This window comes from Pseudactinotalea sp. (assembly GCF_048594945.1).
Lineage (GTDB): Bacteria > Actinomycetota > Actinomycetes > Actinomycetales > Beutenbergiaceae > Pseudactinotalea.
Genome location: NZ_JBMDXJ010000416.1, coordinates 1 through 3,689 on the forward strand (window position 1 = coordinate 1; position 3,689 = coordinate 3,689).

5 protein-coding genes are annotated in these 3,689 nt (G+C 69.2%); all 5 read right to left on the minus strand.

The genetic code is table 11. The features are described from left to right. Positions 1-189 (minus strand): SRPBCC domain-containing protein (locus ACOJSN_RS19045; protein WP_420114065.1); only part of this gene is annotated, 189 nt, incomplete at its 3' end. Between the two features lie 9 nt (positions 190-198). After that, positions 199-720: a (2Fe-2S)-binding protein gene (locus tag ACOJSN_RS19050; protein WP_420114066.1), complete on the minus strand. Its 522-nt coding sequence runs from the start codon at positions 718-720 to the stop codon at positions 199-201. After that, a complete protein-coding gene (locus ACOJSN_RS19055) occupies positions 717-1,607 on the minus strand; it encodes an FAD binding domain-containing protein (RefSeq protein ID WP_420114067.1) in 891 nt (296 codons plus the stop codon). The genes ACOJSN_RS19050 and ACOJSN_RS19055 overlap by 4 nt, the downstream gene beginning before the upstream one ends. After that, on the minus strand, positions 1,604-2,203 hold the full coding sequence (locus ACOJSN_RS19060) for a hypothetical protein (RefSeq protein ID WP_420114068.1): 600 nt from the start codon (positions 2,201-2,203) through the stop codon (positions 1,604-1,606). Before ACOJSN_RS19060 ends, ACOJSN_RS19055 begins: the two co-directional genes overlap by 4 nt. Next, positions 2,200-3,689, minus strand: a 1,490-nt coding sequence (locus tag ACOJSN_RS19065) for a xanthine dehydrogenase family protein molybdopterin-binding subunit (protein WP_420114069.1), incomplete at its 5' end; no start/stop codon positions are given. The genes ACOJSN_RS19065 and ACOJSN_RS19060, both read right to left, overlap by 4 nt.

Here is a 3,689-nt window from a genome sequence, read left to right on the forward strand (position 1 = left end):
GTCGATGGTCCCGCGATAGGTCATGGCGATCGGGCCGACCTTGACCTTGATGCCACCGCTGTACGGCGACCCGGACGAAGGGTCGATCGTCGCCCCGGGCAGGCACGCGGCAATGCGAGGCACGTCCTGCACGATCGGCCAGAGGTCCTGCGCCGGCGCGGGGACCGAGAAACTGTGATCGAGTTCCATGATGTCCTCTCAATAGGAGTCGGTGGTGGATGGGGGCGTACAGCCGTCGCCCGCCTCGCAGGCCATACAGTTCGCGGCTGATCGGACGGCACGCATGATCGGCTCGTAGCCGGTGCATCGGCAGACGTTGCCGCTCAGTGCCGCGCGGATCGTCTCGTCACTGGCACCGACCAGGTCCGGGAGCACGGGCTCGAGCGACATCAAGAAGCCGGGCGTGCAGAATCCGCACTGCAGGCCGTGGCACTCGCGGAACGCCTCCTGCAGGGGATGCATCTGGTCGGCCCCCTCGGCCAGGCCCTCCACAGTCCGCAGCCTGCGGCCGTCCGCCTGGACGGCGAGCATCAGGCACGCTCGCACGGGTTCGCCGTCCACGTGGATAGTGCAGGCACCGCAGACGCCCTGCTCGCACCCCACGTGTGTGCCGGTCAGTCCGAGCTCGTGCCGCAGGAAGTCGGTCAGCAGCCAGCGCGTCTCCACGTCGGCCGTGACGGATCGCCCGTTGACTTCGGTCGTGATCTTTCGAGTGCTCATGGAAGTCTCCTGCCGGCGTCGTCGAACGCGTACGTGAGGGCCTGGATCGCGACGTGGGCGGCGACCTCCTCGCGGTGAGCCCGATCGGCGTGGAAGTCCTCACCGATCGCAAGGGCTCGGACCGAGGTCTCGAGCACCTGCTTCGGCAGCGCGGCCTCCGCGCCCTGGTGTCGGTACGTCCCCGTCAGCTCGTCCTCGACCTCGTGCAGCCGCGCCGGCGTCTGGCCCACCCCGAGCAAGGTCAGACGCGCCCGCGTGCAACGCCCGGTCTCGTCCAGTTGCACCACGGCCGCGGCTCCGGCGAGCGCGAAGTCGCCGTGTCTGCGGGCGTACTCGCTGAATCCGGTGCCGGTGCGTTCCGCCATCGGGGGCACGACGATCTCGGTCAGCAGCTCGTGTGGCTGGAGCGCCGTCTCGTACTGACCAAGGAAGAACTCTGCGGCCGGCACCCGCCGTTCGCCGCTCGTGCTCTGCACGACGAATTCTGCGTCCAACGTGGTCAGCACCGCGGGGAGCTCTGCGGCCGCGTCCGCGTGGACGGCCGATCCGCCGACGGTGCCCCGGGTTCGGATCTGCGGATGTGCGACCCATGAGATCGCAGCAGGCAGCAGCGGCCATCCCGCGGCCACCACCGGTGAGCGCTCCAGCCACGCCTGGCGTGCCAGCGCGCCGATGTACAGCTGTCCCTGCGTTCTGCTGATGCCGCCGAGGTCGGCGAGCCGGTTGATATCGACGAGGACCGAGGGCCGCGCCATCCGCAGGTTCAGCAGCGGGATGAGGCTCTGCCCACCGGCGATCACTTTCGCGTCCTCGCCGTGCTCGGCCAGGATCGACAGCGCCTCCTGCAACGAGTCGGGCAACAGGTAGTCGAAAGCTGGAGGCTTCATCTCGGTCCTCCGGTTCGTCGTCGCAGGCGCACCAGCTCGGCGATCAGTGCGAGCGCAGCGGCTGTTGCGGCGACCACGGCCAGCACCACGCCCGACCGACCACGCATGAGGCGTTGCAGGGTGTCCAGGACCGCCGCAGGGCCGGACCTGCCGACGTGTGGCAGTGTGGCAACGGCACCATGCACAATTTCGGCCACGTGGCTCCGCACCGCGGCGACCCACGCCTCGGCGTCGCCCTGGTGGTGTCCGTTGGCCTGACTGCGCCAGGTGAGCATGAGCACGGTCTGCTCAACCCGGTCGTGGACCTCGAGCCCGGCGGTCAGGCGGGCGCTGCCGACGTGCCCGGTCGGCTGCGCGAAAACGTCGAGGTGGACAGTGCGAGCATCGTCGTCGCGATCCAGCATGCGCATCTGATATCGCCACTCGGGTGCGTCAACGGCGGCGGTCTTCACGCTGCCGTTCATGACGCCGTCCACGGGCGCCGGCCGACCCGTCCCGGAGAACGTCTGCCAGAGCCGGGCTGGCTCGCTGAGCGCTGCCCAGACCCGGTCAGCTGGCAGCGCAACCTCGATCTCGACGGGCTCGGCGGCATTCATGTCGCGCTCCCCTCGAGGTAACGCTCACGCAGCACCGAGCGGACGAGGCTGGGGGTGATCGGGAGCTCATTCACCTCGGCGCCCAGCGCATCGGCCACCGCATTCGCGATCGCCGCCGGTGGCCCGAGGGTGCCGCTCTCCCCCATCCCCTTGGCCCCGAGGACCGACGCCGGGGTGGGCATCTCGAACGACTCGATGGTGATGTTGGGGACGTCCGTCGCGGTCGGTATCAGGTAGTCCATGAGCGAGGAGGTCTGCAGCTGGCCGTTCTTGTCGTACTGATGGCGCTCGTAGAGGGCGACGCCGATCCCTTGTACGACGCCGCCGCGGGCCTGCCCGTGCACGATCATCGGGTTGATCACGCGCCCGCAGTCATCTGCGACGACGTAGGTCAGTACCTCGATCTCGCCGGTGACCGGATCGATCTCCACGGTGCACACGTGCGTCGCGTAGGAGTAGGACACGGCGGTCGACTCGTACGTCGCTGTCTCTTGGTAGCTGCCAGCAGGCTGCCGCGCGATGAGGTCGGCGAGGCCGAGAGCAAGGGTGGCGCCGGCTGAGGAGACGAACCGACCCTCCCGCAGCTCCACCTCCTCGTGCTCAAGTCCCAGCTGCTCGGCAGCATCCGCGCAGATCCGTCGGTTCAGCTCCCGAGCAGCGTTGTGGACGGCGTTCCCGCCAACCGCCATGCCGCGGCTCGCCCCGGTGCCTTGGCCGATGAGATCCCTGGCGGCCGTGTCGGTGGGCATTACCGTGACGGCCTTCAACGGCAAGCCGAGTCCTGCGGCAGCGATCTGTGTGAACGTCGTCAGGATCCCCTGGCCCACACTGGGCATCGTCACCCAGACGCTGGCCCGGCCCTCGCCGTCGAGCTCGATGAGTGCGGTGTCCCGCCCGGTCGAGGCAAGCATCCCCCGGTTCTGGTACTCCTTGCGGTTCATCCCCGTGTACTCCACGAAGCTCGCGATCCCCAGCCCCGCGAGCTTCCCCCGCTCGTTCGCCTCATGGCGGCGAGTCATCGCCTCGTCGTACCCGGCCCGGTCGAGGGCGAGCTCGAGGGCACGGTGATAGTCGCCGTTGTCGTAGGTCCGCCCGGTCGTCGTCTCGTAAGGAAGCTGATCGGTGCGGACCAGGTTCCGCCTCCGCACCTCGGCGCGGTCCAGGCCCAGCTCCCCGGCCACGATGTCCATCGCGCGCTCGTGCGCGAAGACCGCCATCGGCAGGCCGACTCCCCGATAGGCACCCAGTGGCGTCTTGTTGGTCGCCACCGCGCGGGCCCGGTACCGGTACGCCTGGATGTCGTAGGGACCGGGGATCATCGACGACGTCCCGCCGACCTCCAGCAGCGGGCCGTGCGCGTCGACGCCGTAGGCGCCCATGTCACTGAGCACGTCCGCCTCCAAGGCGCGAATGCGCCCGTCGGCGTCGGCCGCCACCCGCAGCTGGATGCGCTGATCGCGTGCGTGCGAGGAGGCCAGCAGGTTCT

Excerpts from the sequence above, each read along its gene's own strand:
- ACOJSN_RS19050 (WP_420114066.1), bottom strand. The coding sequence starts at position 720 with ATGAGCACTCGAAAGATCACGACCGAAGTCAACGGGCGATCCGTCACG.
- ACOJSN_RS19055 (WP_420114067.1), bottom strand. The coding sequence starts at position 1,607 with ATGAAGCCTCCAGCTTTCGACTACCTGTTGCCCGACTCGTTGCAGGAG.
- ACOJSN_RS19060 (WP_420114068.1), bottom strand. The coding sequence starts at position 2,203 with ATGAATGCCGCCGAGCCCGTCGAGATCGAGGTTGCGCTGCCAGCTGAC.